The following is a 19,327-nucleotide window of genomic DNA, read 5'->3' on the forward strand; positions in this document are numbered from 1 at the left end:
GCCGCCCCGCTCGGTATCAAACAAAGTCGCCATGTTTGAATGCAGGCCCCTAAAAGTGAATCGGGCGACCCGTAGGCCGCCCGATCTGGGGATGACGTGAAGCGTTGAATCAGCGACGGCGCGGCTGTGGACTGAACGGCGCGTTGACTTGCGCTTCGAGTTCGCGGATCTGACGCTGCAATTCGTCTACGCGGGCGCGAGCGGCGCGGCGTTCGATATCCAGCGCTTCGGCCTCCGTGCGGGCAGTCTTCTGCCGTTCCTGCGCCTGGGCCTGCTGCTGACGCTGGATGTCCAGGTCGGTCTTCAGACCACGGAGCTTTTCCTGCTGGGCGGCAATCTGGCGCTCGGAACGCTCTTTCTGGGCTTCCAGGCGAATGCGCTGCAGTTCCAGATCGGCCATCGTGCGGGTCTGCTTGGCGAAGTCGTTGTACAGACGCTCAGCAGAGGCTTCGTTGGTGGTCTTGATGACACGCCAGAGGTCCTTCTGTTGGAACAGCGTGACGTAGTAGGTCAGGTCACTCTGGGCAAACAGCAGGCTGGCACCGTAGGCGCCGTTGTACGTGGTTCGCAGCTCCGACAGTTCGTGCGCCTGCATGCGCTGTTGCAGCTCGAATACGGCGCTGCTCGGGGCCGGAGCGCCGGTGCGGGCCGCGCTGCCCGGCGTGGCAGGGGCGCTGGCGGCGGGTGCCGTTGCAGCCGGCTGGCCAACCGTGGCCGTCAACGCCGGCACGGGCGCGGCGGCGGCAATCGGTGCAATGGCGGTGGGCGGTGCAGCCGGGCTCTGCGCCACAGCCGAAGTACAGGCGGCCATACCGGCCATGACTGAAACCGCGGCCGCGATGGCCAATCCCCTCTGAAACGCCTGGTGCGACGCTTTCCCTGATTGTTTTTGTGTTCTCATCTCGACCCTGTGGATTCTGCGCAGGTGTTGCAGCCGAAAACTATACGCGATCCGCCTCCCCAAGTGGCGCGCCGGACGCCCGCCGCGCCGGAGGGTGTTGTATGGCGTCACTCCAGCTCGCGCAGCTCGGCTTCGCCGTCGGCAATCTGGTATTTGCGCATCTTTTCCCACAGCACCTTGCGGCTGATGCCCAGCGTGGCGGCGGTGTCCTGGCGGCGCCAATTGTTGGCATCCAGCGCGGCCAGGATACGGCGGCGCTCTTCTTCGCCGCCATTTCCGCCATTCCCACCGCCACTGCGCTCGCCATAGCCGCCATTGCCGCCTTCGCGCTCGAAGGCATCGCGCTGCAGGCCGGCAAACAGCGGCAGGATGCGGGCTTCGTCCCAGCGGCCGAACTGGCGCAGCGTGATGCCGATACGCTCTGCCAGGTTGCGCAGCTCGCGCACGTTGCCGGCAAAGTAGGCGCGAGTGACCGACGCCCGCACCCATTCCGGCACCGGCGGCATGGCGTCAAAGGTTTTGTCGCCCAGCAGATGCCGCAGGAACGACAGCAGCAACGCGATCTTGTCGTCCGCGCCGCGCTGCTCCAGGCTCGGGATGCGCAGCTCGATCACGGCCAAGCGGAAGTACAGATCGGCCCGGAACTTGCCCGTGGCGACCATCTCGCGCAGGTTCTTGTTGGTGGCTGCCACTAACCGGAAATCCAGCTTGACCGGCACCGTCGAGCCCAGCCGCGTGCATTCGCTGTCTTCCAGCACGCGCAACAGCTTCACCTGCTGATACAGCGGCAGATCGCCCAGCTCATCGAGGAACAGCGTGCCGCCGTTGGCTTGTTCGAAGTAGCCACGGTGCGCGTACATGGCGCCCGTAAACGCGCCCTTGGCATGGCCGAAGAACTGCGATTCGAACAGCCCGTCGGGAATCGCGCCGCAGTTGACCGCCACGAATGGCCCCTTGCCGTAGACGCTGTTCTTGTCGTGCAGCAGGCGTGCAATACGTTCCTTGCCGGCGCCGGTTTCGCCATAAAGCATGACGTTGCTGTCGCAATCGGCAAAGGTATCGACCTGCTCCAGCAACCCGTGCATGGCCGGTGATGCAGCCACGAGATCGCTCTGATCCTGCGCCTGAGCCTGCGCAGACGACATCGATGGCAGCACCTTGCTGATCTGCGCACGGAGTTCGGTCGCACCAAAATCCGGCCCAAGCACGTGCGTGTATTCGGGCGGAAAGCGGCTCGAATCATGCTGCGTATCCGCCGCCACCCAGATCACCGGCATGCCTTGCGCGGCCTGCCAGTCGAGCACCGTAAAGCCACCGCTTTCCACCACCGATGCGCTGATCACCGCCACCGCAGGCTTGAGCCGAGGCTCGGCCGGCTGAAAATCGATACCGCCTGCGCGGATGACCTCCGCCCCGAACGGCGCCATGAACCGCGCTACACGATCGGCAATGTCGTGGCGGCCTTCCCAGACAAAAATCTCAAGCGTTTCGTACGCCCAGCGATCGGTTTTCATGTCGTCGCTTCCATGTCAGTAAACCAACTCGACGGCGTCGCAGTCGAGCGAGAGGAGTTTGATGTCGGCGTAGCCGAGTTGGATGCCGAGGACTTCGAGTAGAGGGGTGAGTACCGCGTCGAGGGTCGAGCCAATCAGAGCTAGCACCGGAGACAGAATCGCCGTACCAATCGGCCCAAGTGGAATTCCCAGGACGGTCAACTGCAGCTGATCGAGGTTGCTGTTCAGGACAGAGCCAAACACTGCCTGCGTACTCACACGCGGTGGTGAATTGCCGCTTGTATCGGTCTGCGGATTCAATCCGATCTGAGTGGCCGCGATGGTTTCGTCAGCCCACCCCGAATTGGGGGCCGGCGACACGTTGGCCTTAATACTCACTGCACCAATCCCAAGCAGAGTGACGAGAGGCGCCGGTGCGGCCGATGCGCAATTCAACGCGCCACTTACCGCCGTATCCGCCCCTGTAGCAATGCACAGCGAAACGGGCTGGGGTTGCGCTGAGATGGTGGCTGTCGAGTTCTGACGAGGAACGACACAGTTGGTCGATTTCGCATGCCCCTGGGCGCCCGCGACCTGCAAACCGATCGGCAACGTAATACCGGCAACCCCCAGCACGTTGGCATTGATGCCTAGACCCAACCGCACTTGCGCCGTCCGCGCTTGCGTTCGCCATTGCCCTGCGTTCGGCCCCGACAAGAATTGTCCTGGTGGCCCAACCGCAATGGCCGGAGGCTCGATGATCTTCAGCGATAGCGAGACCGTCCCAAGCCCTAGGATGTTGAGCACAACAGGCGCCACATTCACGGCCGACTGGCTATTCGCAATCTGCGCAGCCGTCGTAAGGAGGTCGAGCACATTGACGGTGGCATTGAGGGCAGCCTGTTCATTGCCCGCCAGCGCCAGCACCTGCAACAAGCCCGGCGACGAGGCTCCGCCATCGCCAATATTGATCGGCACATTCAGATCGCTGCCAAACGACAGCGCATTGCTGGCGCCTGCCCCGCCCACCGACACCCCAGCCAGGCCGGACTGCGACGCCACCGAGATCACAGCATTGAAAAAAGTCCCCAGGCTAGGCGAGAGCGACAGCAGTTCCTGCATCGACCCCGCACCCAGCGCGACCGCAAGATCGGCCAGGCGGATGTTGGTCGTGGCCAGCCCCTGATACGAAACGGCATCGATATTCAAGTTCGTGTGGAGCAGGTATCCGAGCAGCTGGTTCAGAAGTCCGTTATCGACTGAGGCAAGCCCAGACCCGAGGGAGAACGCCACGATGGATGTGTTCTTCGCAATCGCCGTCGCCGTCAGTTGCCGCCGGCCCACCATGAAGAAATACGGCACGTTCTGGGTGATCGTCACCTGCGCTGCGTTGGTGTTGCCGTCAACGGCCGCCTGCGCGGTGAAGTACGTGGGCGCCGTGCCCGCGCTGGCATCCCAAACGCCGGGCACGACTGCCAGCGTGACATTGGTGCCATCCACTGTCAGTCCGTTCTGCACCACCGCCTGTTGTGCGGCGGTCGGCAGGTCAAGCCGCTGCACGGCGGCCATCGCTGCCAGATCGGCCGAGCGTTGCAGCGCGCGCTGCTGATAGAACAGGTTGCCGATGTCGATCGACACCAACACCGCCAGTCCGACCGTGGCAATGAAGGTGGCCGTCATCACGCTGACCGCGCCACGCAGGCGGCGGAGCAAGACGGCTCGGCGAAGACGGGGGGCGGCGGCTCGTGTCACAGCGTGAGGTACGTTTCGCAGGGATCAGCGCCCAGACTGCTGAACAAGGTTGACAGTGGAGGCCCGCGTTCCGGAGCTCTGCTGTGCCAGGCCGGGCATGGCCTGGTTGAACGAATTGAGGTAGCGCTGATAGGCCAGCGCTGCCTGCTCGCCTCGCAACGGTACGAACTCGCCCGCGTAGGTGCCCTCGGCCTGCGCCTTGAGCAGTGCTCGCGTCGCATCGCCCACTTGGGTGCCGACCTTGGGCGCCGTCGCAGCGCTCTGCGGGTCGCCACCCGAGAATCCCTGGGCGCCGGCAACGCCGCACGTCAGCCATGCCGCCACGCCAGCGGCCATCAAGATGCGGAAAGTCATTGCGAAGCCTCCAAGGTGTCAAGCAGGCGACCGCGCTGCAATGCCAGCGGGCGGGCCGATGTGTGGGTGGCGGTCGCCGCAGCGGCGATCGAAACGCCCGCAGACGCTGCGGCAGAAGGCCCCGTTGCCACAACGCGCGGCGCCATCGTCGTGGTTTCCCGAGCGATACGGCGATCTCGCCAGGCAGCGCGCACGCGGGCAACGTCGTCATCGACTGCCTTGCGCGCAGATGCCGTCAGTTGTGCATGCGACGCGAGGGATGCCGCATCGTCCTTGCGATCGTTCACGGTCAGCCAGATCACCAGATTGCCGGCGATCTTCGGGCTGGCGGCGGCCATCTGCTGCGCTTGCATCAATGGCACGCGGGCTTGCTCGACCTCGCCGGCACGCATGAGCGCGTAGCCAAGATCGCTGGCCGTGCTGGCGTCGGTCGGATTGGCCTGAGCCGCAACCTGCAGCCGGCGAGCCGCCTCGGCAAAGTTACCCTGGCGCCCCGCAACGATGCCAAGCCCACGCCAGGCGGCGGCATTGAGCAATCCGCCTTGCGTGCCTGCACCCATGGCGGACGTGGCGCCCACCACCGCGCGGTACTCGGCATCGGCAGCGGCAAGTTGATCGGTTTCACGCAGCGCATCCGCGCGCAGCAGCATGATTTCGGGTGCGCGGCCATAGCGTTGCTGGTAGGCATCAATATGCGCGAGCGATGCGTAATACAGGCCCTGCTCCTGCATCTTGCGAATCAGCGAAAGATACGTCGCCGGACTGGTGATCTCGGACTTCTCCTGGCTCTGACGCTGACGAGCCATTTCAATGTCGGCATCGGCGCGCAGGCTCATATCGGACGTGGCCATCGAGCCGCAGCCAGCCAGGAGGATGGTCAACATGGCCACGCCGGCCCAGCTGGCGCGCGCGGTGTTTGGGAAGCGTGTCATCTCAATGTCCCCCGGTTTTTTGCAAGCTGCGCATCACGCCCATGAAGCCCGGCCCCGCCGTGACGATCAGCAACGCGGGCAATAGCGTCAGGACCATGATCATCGTCATCTGCACGGTCAGCTTGCCCACGCGCTCCTTGAGCCGCGCGCGGCGGTTCTCCTGCAGACGCCCGCCGAACTGCCGCAGCGGCTCCTGCACCGCGCCGCCGAAGCGATCCACCTGCGTAAGCAGCGTGATGAGGCCCTTCAGGTCTTCGTTGTCGAACAAGCGCGCAATGCGCAGCAGCGTCTGCTCGCGGGGGCGGCCCGAGGCGAACTGCTGGTTGGCGCGGCCAAATTCACCCGCCAGCACGGGCAGCATGCTGTGGAACTCGTTGGCGATCACCTGCAGGCTCTGGTCAATTGACAAGCCGACGCCCTGCAGCAACCGCAGCATGTCGACCATGACGGGCAGCTCATCGTCCATACGGCGCCGGCGGCTTTCCTTGCGGCGCCCGAGCAGCCACTTCGGCGCAAGGTAGCCCAACGCGATGCCGACAAAACTGAACACGAACACGAACAGGAGCGATGACGCATGCAAGGCGCCGAACACAGCAAGCAGCGGCGGCAGCAGGATACGGGTCCCACCAAAGACGGTGCGGGCGTGTTCGCCGTAGTAGCCGCATTCCTCGAGCAACTTGCGGTCTTCCTCCGTCACGATGCGGCGGCCCAGGCCGGTGTCGATCCAGCGCTGTCCCACCTTGGCAATCTGTTGCTGGATCTGCTGCGCTTCACGCGGGCCGTGCGGGCGTGGCTTGGCGGCGGGCTGCCCAACCGGCGACGCAGCGGGTGCCACCGGATTGGCCGCCGACGCGCGCATGTCGGACAGCGCCGTATCGAGCTTGCGTGCGCTGCGGTGTCGCGTGAGCGTTGCACGCAGCGCGAGCCCACCGAATACCAGCACGCCTGCGGCCGCCGCGGTCAGGCTGAGGGTGATCAGGGCATCGTCCATGCGTTCTCCTCAGACCGATTTCGCCAGCCTGGCCAGCATGACCGCACCCAGCACTTCCATGCCGAATGCCGTAAGAATCAACGTCTTGCCGAACGGGTCACGCCACATCGACATGATGTATGCCGCGTTGAACATGACGATGACACCGCCCACCACGATCGGCAGCAGGCCGATGATCCATGCGGACAAACGCGTTTCCGCCGACAGTGCAAACAGCTCGCGCTGGGCTTGCTGTCGGTCACGCATGAATGCAGCCGTGCGCTCCATCACAATGTCAGCCCGCCCGCCGTAGCGCAACGCGAGGCGCAGCACCGACGACAGCAGGACCAGTTCGTTCACGCGGTACTGCTGGCCGACGGTCAGCACCGCGGCATCGAGGTCCTTGCCCGCGCGCTGCATCTGCGTCATGGCGATCAGGCAGTTGCGCAACGGCTGCTCGGTATTGGCACTCGCCGCCTGAAACGCCGCGGGCACCGCGCTGCCGATGCTCATCAGCCGCACCACGCCATCGAGAAAGCCCGGCAACTGCGCCAGCAGGCGCTCGTTCATCTTTCGGGTGCGGTTCCAAAGCAGGAACGCAACGATCAAGACATACAGTGCTAACGCCGTCAGGGCAGAAAGCGTGCTCGACATCGCCCAGACCGCGAGCGAAATCATCAGCGCCGGGCCAATCAGCAGCGCATAAAAACGCCGGCTCGGCTCGATGTCGGCGCGGCGCAGTGCATCGTGCCAGGCGCGATTGAGCGAGTCGGGCACGCTTGCCGGCACAGGCTCCACATTCGGTTGATAACGCGCATTGATCTGCTCGGTCTGTGCGCGCACGAAGCTGCGCGACGCCTCACGCTCGCGACGGCGCACGGCCTCCGCCCACAGCATGAGCGATGCGCCCATCAGCAGCAGCGCCAGGCAACCAAACCAGAGCGTCATGCTAGACATGAAAACGGCCTCCGCCGCCGAATCCGGTCATCCCACCATCCATCCCGCCGCCCTCGCTGTTGCGCATGCGGGCCAGCTTGGGCGAATGCGGCTGCAGGCCAAGCGCCGTCCAGCGGTCGACCTCTTCGCCATCCGGGCCCACGTAGGGCTCGTAGCGGTACAGCTCCTGCGTGGAGATGATGTTGTCCCCGAGCCCCGTCACTTCCGTGATCGACAGGATGCGGCGTTTGCCGTTGGACAACCGCCCGATCTGCACGATGAAATCAATGGCGTTGGTGATCTGCCGGCGCAAGCTCACCTCACTGCCTTGGAATCCGGCAAAGCCCGCCAGCATTTCCAGCCGGTAGAGGCATTCGCGCGGGCTGCTGGCGTGAATGGTGCCCATCGACCCATCGTGACCGGTGCTCATGGCTTGGAGCATTTCCAGCACTTCGCCGCCACGCACTTCGCCCACGATGATGCGGTCGGGCCGCATGCGCAAGCTGTTGCGCAGCAGCTCCCGAATCGTGACGACGCCCGTGCCCTCGAAGCCGCCCGGCCGGCTTTCCAGACGCACCACGTGCGGATGGTTGAGCGACAGCTCTGCCGTGTCTTCAATGGTGATCACGCGCTCGGTCGTCGGAATGTGATACGCCATGGCGTTGAGCAGCGACGTCTTGCCCGAGCTCGTACCCCCGCTCACCAGGATATTGCATCGGGCACGCACAGCAGATTCGATCAACGCACCGATCTCTGCACTCATGGTGCCCAGGCCAAGCAGGTCTTCTGGCTTGAGCGGGTCCTTCCGGAACTTGCGGATCGACACCACCGGCCCCTCGAGGGCCAGCGGCGGAATGACCACGTTGATGCGGCCGCCGTCGGGCAGGCGCGCATCGACCATCGGGTTTGATTCATCCAACCGCCGCCCGATCGGTGCGAGGATGCGGCGCACGATGCGCAGCAGGTGGTTGTTGTCGGCAAAGCGCACCGGAATGCGCTCGAGAATGCCGTGACGCGACACGTACACGTCCAGATGACCGTTGACGAGAATGTCTTCCACCGCCGGATCGGCCAGCAGGTCTTCGATGGGGCCGAAGCCGGCCAACTCCTTGGTGAGCGCCTCGGCAATCTGCCGCACCTCCGTCTCGTTGACGGGGATGCGGCGCATGCGCGTGAAGCCTTCCACTTCCAGATCGACAAAACGCTGGATGGCCGTGCGCGACCAACGGCCGAACTCGGCGCCGAGTTCTTCGATGCGCGTCAGCAGGTGTTCGTGCGCGGCTTCCTTGATGTCCTGGAAGGCCTGCGAAACGGCGAACACGCCGTGGCCGGCGTCCGCCTGGTTGGAGAACTCGATGGGTTGGGTCATGTCGCGTTCCGTTCGGTGGTACCGATATCCAGTTCAGCGGCGTCTGCCGACTTGCGTTTGGAGCGCCCGCCAAAGCGCCCGCCCAGCCGCGCACTCACACCCGACACCCAGCTCGACACACCTGACGCGCGCTCACTCTGCTGCGCATAGCCGAGCGTCTGGGCAATCTGGGCAAGCGCGCGCACATAGGCATCAGTAGGGTGGGTCTCGGCCAGCATCGCGCCCTGGTTGGAGGCGATCACCAGCGCTTCGCGGCGGTTCGGCACGGTCAGCACCGAGGGAATCTCCAGCCGCTCGGCAATCTGCGCTGCATCCAACGACAGGCGCGTGTCGAACTTCGAAATGGTCAGGTGCAGGTGGTCGCGGTCAATTTCGCGCTTCTTGAGTTCCTGCATCAGCTCGGCGGCCGACACGATGGCGCCTACGCTCTGCTCGGTTACCAGCATCACGTCGTCGGCGGCCTTGATGATTTGCGCGATGAAGTCAATGTTGCCGAACCCGCCCAGGTCAACGACCTGCAGGTCGAAGAACGTACGCAGCCGATTGAGCAGGCCGAGCGCTTCAGAGAACGAAATGTCGCGCATTTCCGCCAGCGAGATCGGCAGCGGCAGAACGGCAAGCCCGTTCGGATGACGCGACAGCGCGGTCTGTACAAACACCTGGTCGAAGCGACGCAGGTTGCGCACGGCCTCGACGAAATGGAAATTGGCCTGCACGTTCAGGTACAGCGCGCCATCACGCAGCGGCTGCCCCAGGTCGAGCAGCATCACATCACTGGCCGACGTGCGGCGCACGAGCGTGGCCAGATTGGTGGCCAACGTTGTGGCGCCCACGCCAGGGCGTGCGCCCAACACGGCCAGCACGCGGCCGCGGCGGGTCGGCTCAGCCGATGCGCGCTCCGCCAGCAGGCGGCGCACCACGCGCACAGCCTCGGCCGGTGCGCCGTCCACATCGACGAAATCCTTGACCCCTGCGCGCAAGGCAGCCAGCATCGCGCGGCCATCGGCAGCCGAGCCCACAGCCACCAGCGGCAAGCCCGGAAACAAGCGCGTGAGTTGCGCGACCAGTTGCGTCGCCTCGTTGATGGCGTCGGCGCCCTCGCCAAGCTTCTGGTCGTGATCTGGCACATCAATGAGCGTGGGCGACGAGGCAAAGCGCACGAACACGACCTCGGGGTTCACTGCGCCAATCTGTTCGATGAACGCGTCGTGGCCGGTCGTCTCGGCCACCAGCACGCCCAACTCGCGAATCGCCCCCGCCAGCCAGCGGTGCACAGCTGCCGCCTGGGCGTCGCCTTGCATACCGCCACGCGCGCCGCCGTGCAGAAGGAAGTAATCCATGCCGGCCCCTTACTTCGAGAACCCGGGCATGGTGGCCGGATCCGCCACCCCCAGGGCAAACGGCCGCCACACAGCGTCGCCTGCGGCATCGCGATCCTGCCCGCCGCTCTGTCCCGGCAGCATCTTGTCGATCGGCGCATTGCGTGCCATCGGCTTGACCAGATGCGGCGTGACGATGATCACCAACTCCCGTTCTTCCTGGTTGTAGTTCAGGCGCTTGAAGAACGTCCCGATGATCGGCACGTCGCCCAGGAACGGCACCTTGTCGACGTTGGACAGCGTCGATCGGCTGACCAGCCCGCCGATGACAAAGCTCTCGCCATCGCCGAGTTCAACGGTCGTATCGGCACGGCGCGTGACGATGGCCGGCACCGTTGCACCATTGAGCGTGACGCCTCGGCTGAAATCCAGGTCGCTCGCTTCAGGCGCCACTTTCAGGGCGATGCGATTTTCCGACAGGATCGTCGGTGAGACCGTCAGCCCGATGCCGAACGGCTTGTACTCGATGGTGGTGGTACCCAGCGCTTGCGGCACGGGAATCGGAATCTCGCCGCCGGCCAGAAAGTTGGCGCTCTGGCCTGACAAAGCAACCAGGCTTGGCTCGGCCAGCACGCGCGCCATGCCGTTCGATTCCATCAAACTCAGGTTGCCAAAGAGCCCCTTGCTGACTGATCCGATCAGCAGGTTGAATGCCGAGCCGATCGGCATGGTCGACTCGGTCGACAACCCCGAAGAGCCGAATGTGTACTTGGTCAGCGATGAGGGGGAGAACGTGCTGAAGCTGAAACCGCCACGCGTGCGGCTAAAGGAGAAGCCCGCTTCCTTCAGCACCGTCTTGCTGAACTCCACCACACGCACGTCGACCTGCACCGTGCCCGGCACGTTCATCGAGGTGGTGTCGATGACGTTGCCGCCTTTAGGTTTTTCCCCGCCGCTGGCTACGGCGGCCGAGCGGCGCGCACGGGCAAGCGCGTAGACGTCTTTAGGCTGGCCTGACACGACGGCGCTATCGCCCTGCGCAACCACGGCCGGATCGCCAGGCAGAGGCGCCGCGGCATCCACTTGGACGTTGTAAGTCGTCGCAACGCCGCCCTGCGTCCAGACCATCACGTTGGCCGCGCCCGGCTTCTTCGCGATGATCAAAACGCTCGTGGCCGTACCGCGCCCCTTGAGCAGCAACGCATCGGCAATTTCAGGGTTGCCGATGGCAATGCGCTCGAGCGGTTTGCCCAGGCGAATTTCGCGCTGACTGCCTGTCAGGAGATGAAGCGTCTGGCCGGTCGGTGCCGTCTCGGCAAATGCGCTCGGCACGAAGGCGGCGCAGCCCAACGCGAGTACGCCAATCCAACCGCGAACCATGGCGGCATCAGTCATGTTGCTCCTCACGTTTTCCTGCGCGGATGATTTCTACGCCGCCGGTGGCGACCGTGTTGGTTCGTGCGGTCGCGCGCGTTGACGCCACCACGGGCAGCGGCGGCACCTGGAGCACCGGCGAGCGCCGCGCCGCGCCTGTCAGGCTGGCAAGCGATACCCCGGCCTGTGCCACGTCCATCGGATTGCGGTTGGCGGCAGCCAGCAGGGCTGCGTCCTGCGGCTTCACGGTCGGCTCGGCGTCGTCTCCGGGGTTGCGCAGCGCCAGCAGCAGGCGGCCGCTCTGATGTGCCATCGCCAATTGGCTGACCGCTTCCACCGGCACTGCCAGCACGGCCGTCTTGGCTTGATCGACCTTACGCGCGACCCCGGTGTTCTCGGGCTGCTTCTGCGCCCCTTCATTGACGGCCAGCGGGCCAAACGCCAGCACGCGCAGGTGCGGCAACAGCAGGCGCGCCTGGCTGTCTACGACCTCCTGGCCATCCTTGCGCATCACCAGGAACACATCGACGTAATCGCCCGGCATCACGCGGTTGCCCACGCCGATCACCTCGTCCACGTTGATGGCGACCGCCCGCTGCCCGGCCTCCACCTGCTGCGCAAGGCCCGACGACAGTTGCGAGGCAATCAACGGCACGCCGACGCCGACCGGCAGAATGGGTTCACGCCCAACCACCTTCGTCACGTCCGAAAACGCCTCGGCCGGATTGATGGGCAGTTGCTCGACGGCCAACTGGTCCGCGGTGATGGGCTTGCCCGCCTCAAGCGGTTTCGTGGTCACGACCACCGGATAGACGGTCTTGCCGTCTTTCTGCGCGGCGACGGGCGCCGGCGGGCGATGCGCCGTCTTCCATGCCACGGCGCCAAGAATGGCAGCCAGCAGCAACAGCGCGGCGGCGAAGATCTGGAGGTGTTTGCTGGTCATCTGGGCGGCGTGTCCGAGCGATCGATCAAGAGGGGCAGCGAACTGAAAAATGTCAGGAGCCAGGCACCAGTTGCACGACGGCTGAACCCGTCAATGTGTCCGGCGCGGGCAACAGCGGTATCGACGGCAGCAACGGGTTATTGCCGGAGGTCACGGGCAACGTCAGGACCACGCTCAGGCATTGCATGCCTGCCACGTTCTGGCAATCCACGAGCGGGGTGCTGTTCTGATTGGTCTGCACCCGTCCGGTAAGGAAGGTGGGGAGTACCGACGTCACGGCCGCATAGGCGGCTGCCACGCGTTGCGTGTTGGAAGGCTGATAGCGGAGCGCGGCGCGTGCGCCCTCTTCCGCCGCCAGGGTCAGCGCCTGCTGCATGGCGAGGATCATGCCGTAGTAGACGATGCCGAGCATGAGCACCAGCAGCACCGGCACAACGACGGCAAATTCGACTGAAGCCGCGCCGCGGCTGCCGTGCCGCCGGGGGCAGCGGACGCCATGCGTGCAGACTCTCGGGTGCATGCCAGCACCCTCCCGTTCCCGTTGCAATGTCGGCATGGCCGACTCCTTTCTTATAGGCTGGCCGCTTGGCGGCTCTTGTTCAACGCTTCAACTGTCTGAACTACATGCCCGGCAGCCATGGCATGCGCATCGCCTGGGGCACCCATGGCAGGCTCAGCAACCCGATTGCCATATAGGCGGCGTACGGGATGCCGCGGCGCCCTTCCTGAGCGGTGTCCCAACGCACGATCGCTGGGCACACGCGCATCACGATCCATGCAGGCGGCGACGACGCGTCGAACTGGCGTAACACCATGATGGCGAGCGCGTGCAGGCCGGAAATCATGCTCGAGACAAGCCATACGGCCACAAGGCCATGCCAGCCAGCAAGCAGGCCGACGACAGTGAAGAACTTCACGTCGCCGGCGCCCATCCAGCCAACCGCATACAGCGGCAGGAAGCAGGCAAATGCGATCGCCCCGCCGAGCCAGAAGTCCTGCCAGTCATAGGCAAGGTGCTGCACCCCACCGAACTCAATCAGAGCGACGGACAGCATTACCCCCGCGACGACGAGCCAGTTCGGCACCCGCCGAGCGCGGAAATCCAGCGTGATTGCAAGAACGGAAAGGACTACGACCCCTGCCCAGCCGGGCGTATCGACGTGGCCGTACCAGGTTGCTAGCAAGCCACGTTCTTGTTGACGGCTTGGCAGATAGACGCAAACACGCTCTCAAGCTTGGTACCGAGCGTGGACACGATCGTCACGATCGCTGCTGCGATGAGGCCAGCGATCATGCCGTACTCGACGGCAGTGGCACCTTGTTCGTCACGGATGAACTTCAGAATGGCGTTCTTCATGATCTCTCTCCTGTTTGCACTCGCCCGCGGATGTGTTGATCCCGACCAGCTTTCGGCGCTCCAACCTTAGCCAGTTCATATTTGCTAATAGCGAATTAAACGCATGGGGATTTACTGCGATGACACGACCAGCAAAAAAATCTCGCCGCCCGCGCCGTTCCACTAATGGAACGGAATTCAAACATCACCGAACGGAGTGTCCCGAACACGCCGGTGATCAACCGCACGCCCCCCATGGGCATTCATTTTTTGCGGCGTGTCACGTATGTCACGTAACACCCCGTAACGAATTTATAGGCGTGCGGCATCGCAAACAAAATAACTCAATTGAGGTACTTGCCTGAAATTAGAGTGAAACCTCTATTTAATGCCGTTAAAGATGCGCCAACCCTCTGAAAACTAATGGAAATCCCCTAATGATCCTAAGACTAGATCGATTATCCGGATGGGTTTCCCATTAATTCTCGGGGCCAGTCTGAACGCTCCCCATTTCTGTCCAGGCAAAAAAAGGATGCGCGAGCGACGGGAACACGCCCGCGCACCTTCAAGAGCACAGACAGGTACTGCTCAGTGCGCCAGGCTGCCAACGCCGCCCAGCAAATTGGTGACAGGGGCCAGCGGATTGCTGCTGCCCGATGCGCCGCCGGCCGCGCTGGTCGCGCCGCTCAGCAGGTTGGTGACAGGAGCCAGCGGGTTGCTGCCGCCGGCCGCGCCGCCCAGCAGGCCCGTGACGGGGGCCAGAGGGTTGGAGCCTCCAGCAGCGCCACCCAGCAAGCCGGTCAACGGAGCCAGCGGGTTCGTGCCGCCGGTGCCGCCGCCCACGCCGCCGAGCAGGCCTCCCAGCGGATTGCTGCCCGCCGAACCGCCGGTCGTTGCGACGCCGCCCACCGCCGCAACCGTGGTGCCGAGTGAAGTCACCACCGGGCCCAAATTCGAGACCACCGGCACGCCGGTTCCGGTGATGGTGTTGCCGGCACCCGCCACGCCGCCGCCAACGGTCCCCAGCAGGTTGTTCAAGGCCCCGCCCAGGCCCGTCGAATCGCCAATCATCTGGGTGGCGCCGCTGACCTGCGTGGTCACCGGCACGATGGCCGTGCTCAGTTGCTGCGTCACCTGCTGAACCGCGCCGGAAGACAGTGCGCTACCCAGCAACGTGCCGCCGCCGATCAGCGCTTGGCCGATCTGCTGAACGCCGCCGCCCACCGGCTGGGTGATCGGTGCGAGCGGTGCGCCAGAGCCTTGGCCGAGGCCCTGCACGAGGGAGCCGGCGCTTACGGTTGCCTGGCCGAGGTCCGTCACGACATTGCCGGTGCTGGCCACCGTCGTGCCGATCGGGTTGGGGTTCTGACCCATCTTGCCAAGCCCGGTCTGGATGCCGAGACCGAGATCGCTGACCGCTTTGCCCGTGTTGTCCACGGTGCCGCCGAGGCCTGCCTTGGCTTGGTCCGACAGGCCTGGAATGTTTGCGTTCTGGAGTGTCGAGCCCAGGCTGCTGACCGCCTGGCCGGTCGCCACAACGGTGTTGCCGGTGCCGTTTGCGACCTTGCCGACGGGGGTCACGCCCGTCGTGTCGCTCGGGCTCGGATTCGGCGAACTGCCGGAGCCGGAGCCTCCCGAAGAGCAAGCCGCCAGCATGAGAGCGGCAACAGCGCAGGCCAAGGGCGCAACGCGCATGGAGTGTCGAATGTGAGTCATGGTCCGTCCCCTTCTTGGAATGATGTGTCTTGATGTCTGAGCTCGGTATTGCGGACTGCGGGCCACATTCTGCAAATGGCATGCCAGGCGCAGTAGAAGGCGGATTCAGTTTTCAAAGGACGGCGTGGTTATTGGTTTTGTAGGCAGCGCGCCAGGTATTACCCGGCCCTGAACACAGACTGTTTCCCTCCCAAATCCGTGTTCCGAGCGTTACGACGTAACGTGACACGGGAACACATTCACCTCGAACATAACCCCCTGAGCAAACGTTTAACCCCCACTTTGGTGGGGTATGTAAATCCCATATTCGGATTAGTTTTCACAATCTCTCCATTTTTATTGAGCCAAGCGCAGCAAATTCCGAGAGCCCATTACGCAATGCGTAATAATGGCGACATGGCACACCGTTTGCAGAGTCCGGCCACCTCACATCGACAGTGAGACATTTTCCAGCTGACTAAAGCGGACTTTTAAAACGGGAGATCCATCATGAATAAGAACATCAAGTGCCTGGCCGCCACCATGGCAAGCCTGTTGGTTTTGGGTGGTTGCGCCAGCTCCGGCTCCGGGGACATGGGCAGCTCGCTGGGAGGCTCGAACGGCGGCGGCTCCAATAACAACGGCAGCGGTTCAACGCCGACGCCTTCGCCTTCGCCTTCGCCGTCGCCGTCCCCCTCCCCGTCGCCCTCTCCTTCGCCGTCCCCCAGCCCGACGCCGGCGCCCGCTCCGCTGACGCCGACTGGCGCTGTCCTCAACAATACGGGCGGCATCGTGACGGCGGCCGGCTCGACTGTGAGCGGCCTCGGCAAGACCATCGCCACCGCACCGCTGCCGTCGCAACTGAGCGGCGTGCAGACCGGCCTGGGCGGTGTGGTTGAAAACGCCGGCGCGACGGTTTCGGCGCTGGGCACGGGCGTACAGGACGGGTTGGGCAGCATCGGCCGCAACGCCAATCCGGTGGGCACCACGGTTTCCAGCCTCGGGAATGTGGTGACCGGCGCAGGCAACACGGTCACGAGCGCCGGCACGTTGGTCAATAACCTTGGCACTGGCCCGTTGGCGCCGCTGGCTCCGGTGACAACACCCCTGGCAGGCGTGGTCACGCAAGTCGGTCAAGCAGTTGCAAACGGGGGCGGCACGCTGGGCACAGCGCTGTCGAGTGGCCCCGTCGAGCAACTCACGCAGCAGCTGAGCACGGCCATCGTGCCGCTGACCTCGCAGATCACCAGCGGTACGCAGACACTGGGCGCGGCCACGGGCCTCGGGTCGCCGGCAAACACGCTGCTGGGCACGATCGGCGGCGCGGTGGCCAATGGCGGCACGACCCTCACCGCAGCGAACGTTCCGGTGGTGAGCGGCCTGGGTGGCGTGGTGACAGCCACGGGCAACACGGTTGCCGCACTGGGCGGCGTGGTGTATTCGCCGACAGCATCGGGCGGCAACCCGCTGGCTCCGATTACCGGCGCACTCGGCGGTCTTGGCGGCGCGGGCGGCTCCAATCCGCTGGCTCCCATCACAGGCTTACTGGGCGGCCTGGGTGGCGCGACGGGCGGCAGCAACCCGCTCGCCCCGATCACCGGCGCACTCGGCGGTCTTGGCGGCGCTGGCGGTGCCAATCCGTTGGCTCCGATCACGGGTTTGGTAGGCGGCCTGGGTGGCGCGACGGGCGGCAGCAACCCGCTCGCTCCGATCACCGGCGCACTTGGTGGTCTCGGCGGCGCGGGTGGCGCCAACCCGCTGGCGCCCATCACTAGCGCGCTGGGCGGCCTGGGTGGCGCAGCCGGCGGTGCCAGCAACCCGCTCGGCCCCGTCAGCACGCTCACGGCTCCGGTTGGCAACGTGGTCACCACGGTAGGCACGGGCTTGGCGTCGGCCGGCGGGGCCACACCGCTGGCGCCGGTCACTGGCGCGGTGGGCGGTCTGCTGGGCACGGTGGGCACCGCACTGGGCGGCACGCCCCGCTGATCCAGGCTCTGCGCTTCGGCGGACCAGCTATCACGCCAGTCCGCCGCTGTCACGTTTCAAACGCACTGATGCCGCGCAATGCGGCATCGTCATTGGGTTGGCTGCCACGCACCGACGCATCCCAGTATTTACCTGGGCCGTTGCGTCGCGTGAACGCTCCCTCTATGTGTCTTGTTGTAAAGCACCATGTCTCGCGGTTATCGTTTGATGCAACGCGCGGCTGCACGGCTTCGCGACACCACAAACGAAAACCACGGAGGAGACAGGCGTGCGGACCACCACCATGCGGTTGGCCCTGGCCACAGGCGTAGCACTGACCGGCCCGGCACTGAGCTGGGCACAAAGCAGCCCCAACCAAGGCAACCCGATCGACACGCTTCCCAAAGTCGATACGTCCCGCCCGCCCCAGCAGAAGATCCAGGTAGAAGTGCAGCGGCCGAACCCGGCGCTGGAAAATCTGCTCGCCACGCATCTCACACCGACCAAGTTCCAGATCGAAGGCGTCAAGACGCTACCCTTCCCCGAGGTGGCCGCGCATTTCGCACCCTTGGCCGGGCACGACATCACCGTCGCGCAACTGCTGCAGGCCGCGAACGATGTCACCAAGCTGTATGCCGACCGCGGTTTCCCACTCTCGTTTGCGTTTGTGCCGGCACAGACGTTTGAAGGCGGCGTCGTGCGCGTCACGGTGGTTGAAGGCTATGTGGCCCGCATGCGCATCGAGGGCACACCCGGGCCGCTGGAAGGCCGCCTGCGCGAAATCTCGCAGCGCCTGATGAATGAGAAACCCCTGCGCCGCGAAACCTTCGAGCGCGTGACGGGTGTGCTCGCGCTGCAACCCGGCGTGCAGATCACCGCGACCGTGCAGCCGCCCACCACCACCGATGGCGCGAGCGAGCTCGTGTTGAACGTGAAGCGCCAGCCGTACACGATCGGCACGGGCGTCGAATACCGCTCGCCGGGTGTGCGGGCAATCATCACGGGCACGCTCAATAGCGTGACGCCGCTGGGTGAGCAGATCACCGTCTCGACGCTGCAACCGCGCGGGTCCGATCACGAGACGTTCTACTCCGCAACCTGGGCGCAGCCGATCGGCACCGATGGGCTGCTTGCGAAGCTCACGTGGTCGCACTATCGCGGCATGCCCGAGAATCTGCCGCTGGAGCAACTGGGCTATCAATCGCGCTACCTGACCGACACGCAGCGGCTTGGGTTGTCATTGAGCTATCCGGTGTTGCTGTCGAACTCGCGCAGCCTGACGGTGACGGGCACTTTCTACGGCAACGACGACAAACAGCGCTATACGCCGCAAAACCCCGGTTTTGCTCAAACTGAACTGGATGCCAAGGTCCGCGTGGCCGGCGCCGAAGCGCTGTACACCGAGGTGAAACCCGGTGAAACGCGCCGTGCGTCGCTTGGCCTGTACCAAGGTATCAACAGCCTGGGCGCAGGCAAATCGGTTAACAACAACGTCGACCTGAGCTTCCTGCGCACGCGCATCACCGCCAGCGAAGCCCACGACCTGCCCCTGGGTTTTGGCGTGGTGGTGTCGGGTGCGGCGCAGTACAGCGGCGCGGTGCTGCCGTCATCGGAACAGATCAGCTTTGGCGGCCGCTTCTTTGGCCTCGCCTATCCGGCCGGTGAAGTGGCGGGCGATCGCGGCTGGGGTGCGTCGGTCGAACTCAATCGTGCCTTCCAGGTATCGATGGATTACCTGAAAACCGTGCAGCCCTACGTGCTGTACGACACCGCCAAGGTCTATTCAAACGCAAGTACGCTCGTGCATGATCAGCTCGGATCGATCGCGCTGGGTGTGCGCTTCTCCGATCGGAAGTACTACACGCTGGACCTCGCGATCGCGCGACCGGTCGGCGACAAACCGATCAATTCCAGCTCTCGCAGCCTGCGGTTCAACGCGGCCTACACCTACCAGTTCAACTGACACGCGCTGCTATCGTGAACATGTG

At 64.6% G+C, this 19,327-nt stretch carries 17 protein-coding genes; 2 read left to right on the forward strand and 15 right to left on the reverse strand.

Features of this window, described 5'->3' with window-relative positions:
• Window positions 1–109: 109 nt before the first annotated feature.
• The 15 genes from ACTJK6_RS10830 to ACTJK6_RS10900 all read right to left on the reverse strand — a co-directional run bounded on the left by ACTJK6_RS10830 (window position 110) and on the right by ACTJK6_RS10900 (window position 15,395).
• Complete coding sequence (locus ACTJK6_RS10830; protein WP_232039696.1) at window positions 110–901, reverse strand: DUF2968 domain-containing protein; 792 nt, start codon at window positions 899–901, stop codon at window positions 110–112.
• Between the two features lie 107 nt (window positions 902–1,008).
• The gene (locus ACTJK6_RS10835) at window positions 1,009–2,415 is read right to left on the reverse strand and encodes a sigma 54-interacting transcriptional regulator (RefSeq protein ID WP_232039697.1); all 1,407 of its coding nucleotides are present in this window, start codon (window positions 2,413–2,415) and stop codon (window positions 1,009–1,011) included.
• 15 nt (window positions 2,416–2,430) lie between these two features.
• Window positions 2,431–4,146: a TadG family pilus assembly protein gene (locus tag ACTJK6_RS10840; protein ID WP_440839031.1), complete on the reverse strand. Its 1,716-nt coding sequence runs from the start codon at window positions 4,144–4,146 to the stop codon at window positions 2,431–2,433.
• A 24-nt stretch (window positions 4,147–4,170) separates the two neighbouring features.
• On the reverse strand, window positions 4,171–4,500 hold the full coding sequence (locus tag ACTJK6_RS10845; protein ID WP_232039699.1) for a DUF3613 domain-containing protein: 330 nt from the start codon (window positions 4,498–4,500) through the stop codon (window positions 4,171–4,173).
• Window positions 4,497–5,432 (reverse strand): tetratricopeptide repeat protein, encoded by a 936-nt coding sequence (locus ACTJK6_RS10850; RefSeq protein ID WP_232039700.1) that lies wholly within the window; start codon window positions 5,430–5,432, stop codon window positions 4,497–4,499. The genes ACTJK6_RS10845 and ACTJK6_RS10850 overlap by 4 nt, the downstream gene beginning before the upstream one ends.
• Window position 5,433: 1 nt before the next feature.
• Window positions 5,434–6,423 carry a type II secretion system F family protein gene (locus ACTJK6_RS10855; RefSeq protein ID WP_440839032.1) on the reverse strand — a complete coding sequence of 330 codons (990 nt, stop codon included), beginning with the start codon at window positions 6,421–6,423 and terminating at the stop codon, window positions 5,434–5,436.
• A 9-nt stretch (window positions 6,424–6,432) separates the two neighbouring features.
• Window positions 6,433–7,359 (reverse strand): type II secretion system F family protein, encoded by a 927-nt coding sequence (locus tag ACTJK6_RS10860; RefSeq protein ID WP_440839033.1) that lies wholly within the window; start codon window positions 7,357–7,359, stop codon window positions 6,433–6,435.
• Entirely contained in the window at window positions 7,352–8,707 is a 1,356-nt protein-coding gene (locus ACTJK6_RS10865) for a CpaF family protein (protein WP_232039703.1), read from the reverse strand. Before ACTJK6_RS10865 ends, ACTJK6_RS10860 begins: the two co-directional genes overlap by 8 nt.
• A complete protein-coding gene (locus ACTJK6_RS10870; protein ID WP_232039704.1) occupies window positions 8,704–10,047 on the reverse strand; it encodes an AAA family ATPase in 1,344 nt (447 codons plus the stop codon). The genes ACTJK6_RS10865 and ACTJK6_RS10870 overlap by 4 nt, the downstream gene beginning before the upstream one ends.
• Before the next feature lie 9 nt (window positions 10,048–10,056).
• A complete protein-coding gene (locus ACTJK6_RS10875; protein WP_440839034.1) occupies window positions 10,057–11,421 on the reverse strand; it encodes a type II and III secretion system protein family protein in 1,365 nt (454 codons plus the stop codon).
• The gene (gene cpaB / locus ACTJK6_RS10880) at window positions 11,414–12,343 is read right to left on the reverse strand and encodes a Flp pilus assembly protein CpaB (protein ID WP_440839035.1); all 930 of its coding nucleotides are present in this window, start codon (window positions 12,341–12,343) and stop codon (window positions 11,414–11,416) included. The genes ACTJK6_RS10875 and cpaB overlap by 8 nt, the downstream gene beginning before the upstream one ends.
• A gap of 52 nt (window positions 12,344–12,395) precedes the next feature.
• Window positions 12,396–12,899 carry a TadE/TadG family type IV pilus assembly protein gene (locus tag ACTJK6_RS10885; RefSeq protein WP_440839036.1) on the reverse strand — a complete coding sequence of 168 codons (504 nt, stop codon included), beginning with the start codon at window positions 12,897–12,899 and terminating at the stop codon, window positions 12,396–12,398.
• 64 nt (window positions 12,900–12,963) lie between these two features.
• Complete coding sequence (locus ACTJK6_RS10890) at window positions 12,964–13,428, reverse strand: A24 family peptidase (RefSeq protein ID WP_440839313.1); 465 nt, start codon at window positions 13,426–13,428, stop codon at window positions 12,964–12,966.
• A gap of 92 nt (window positions 13,429–13,520) precedes the next feature.
• Entirely contained in the window at window positions 13,521–13,700 is a 180-nt protein-coding gene (locus ACTJK6_RS10895) for a Flp family type IVb pilin (RefSeq protein WP_024978683.1), read from the reverse strand.
• Window positions 13,701–14,267: 567 nt separating this feature from the next.
• Complete coding sequence (locus ACTJK6_RS10900) at window positions 14,268–15,395, reverse strand: collagen-like triple helix repeat-containing protein (RefSeq protein ID WP_322018815.1); 1,128 nt, start codon at window positions 15,393–15,395, stop codon at window positions 14,268–14,270.
• 489 nt (window positions 15,396–15,884) lie between these two features.
• Here ACTJK6_RS10900 and ACTJK6_RS10905 point away from each other — a divergent pair, with 489 nt between their 5' ends.
• Together ACTJK6_RS10905 and ACTJK6_RS10910 are read left to right on the forward strand one after the other, a co-directional pair.
• On the forward strand, window positions 15,885–17,360 hold the full coding sequence (locus ACTJK6_RS10905) for a collagen-like triple helix repeat-containing protein (RefSeq protein WP_440839037.1): 1,476 nt from the start codon (window positions 15,885–15,887) through the stop codon (window positions 17,358–17,360).
• A 268-nt stretch (window positions 17,361–17,628) separates the two neighbouring features.
• Window positions 17,629–19,302: a ShlB/FhaC/HecB family hemolysin secretion/activation protein gene (locus tag ACTJK6_RS10910; protein ID WP_232039709.1), complete on the forward strand. Its 1,674-nt coding sequence runs from the start codon at window positions 17,629–17,631 to the stop codon at window positions 19,300–19,302.
• Window positions 19,303–19,327 lie beyond the last annotated feature (25 nt).

The organism is Ralstonia sp. 22086 (assembly GCF_052045975.1).
In the GTDB taxonomy this organism is placed as follows: Bacteria; Pseudomonadota; Gammaproteobacteria; order Burkholderiales; family Burkholderiaceae; genus Ralstonia; species Ralstonia wenshanensis.

Bases quoted from the DNA above. Each gene is read 5' to 3' on its own strand.
- ACTJK6_RS10830 (WP_232039696.1), bottom strand. From the start codon at position 901: ATGAGAACACAAAAACAATCAGGGAAAGCGTCGCACCAGGCGTTTCAG.
- ACTJK6_RS10835 (WP_232039697.1), bottom strand. From the start codon at position 2,415: ATGAAAACCGATCGCTGGGCGTACGAAACGCTTGAGATTTTTGTCTGG.
- ACTJK6_RS10845 (WP_232039699.1), bottom strand. From the start codon at position 4,500: ATGACTTTCCGCATCTTGATGGCCGCTGGCGTGGCGGCATGGCTGACG.
- ACTJK6_RS10850 (WP_232039700.1), bottom strand. From the start codon at position 5,432: ATGACACGCTTCCCAAACACCGCGCGCGCCAGCTGGGCCGGCGTGGCC.
- ACTJK6_RS10855 (WP_440839032.1), bottom strand. From the start codon at position 6,423: ATGGACGATGCCCTGATCACCCTCAGCCTGACCGCGGCGGCCGCAGGC.
- ACTJK6_RS10860 (WP_440839033.1), bottom strand. From the start codon at position 7,359: ATGTCTAGCATGACGCTCTGGTTTGGTTGCCTGGCGCTGCTGCTGATG.
- ACTJK6_RS10865 (WP_232039703.1), bottom strand. From the start codon at position 8,707: ATGACCCAACCCATCGAGTTCTCCAACCAGGCGGACGCCGGCCACGGC.
- ACTJK6_RS10870 (WP_232039704.1), bottom strand. From the start codon at position 10,047: ATGGATTACTTCCTTCTGCACGGCGGCGCGCGTGGCGGTATGCAAGGC.
- ACTJK6_RS10875 (WP_440839034.1), bottom strand. From the start codon at position 11,421: ATGACTGATGCCGCCATGGTTCGCGGTTGGATTGGCGTACTCGCGTTG.
- cpaB (WP_440839035.1), bottom strand. From the start codon at position 12,343: ATGACCAGCAAACACCTCCAGATCTTCGCCGCCGCGCTGTTGCTGCTG.
- ACTJK6_RS10885 (WP_440839036.1), bottom strand. From the start codon at position 12,899: ATGCCGACATTGCAACGGGAACGGGAGGGTGCTGGCATGCACCCGAGA.
- ACTJK6_RS10895 (WP_024978683.1), bottom strand. From the start codon at position 13,700: ATGAAGAACGCCATTCTGAAGTTCATCCGTGACGAACAAGGTGCCACT.
- ACTJK6_RS10900 (WP_322018815.1), bottom strand. From the start codon at position 15,395: ATGACTCACATTCGACACTCCATGCGCGTTGCGCCCTTGGCCTGCGCT.
- ACTJK6_RS10905 (WP_440839037.1), top strand. From the start codon at position 15,885: ATGAATAAGAACATCAAGTGCCTGGCCGCCACCATGGCAAGCCTGTTG.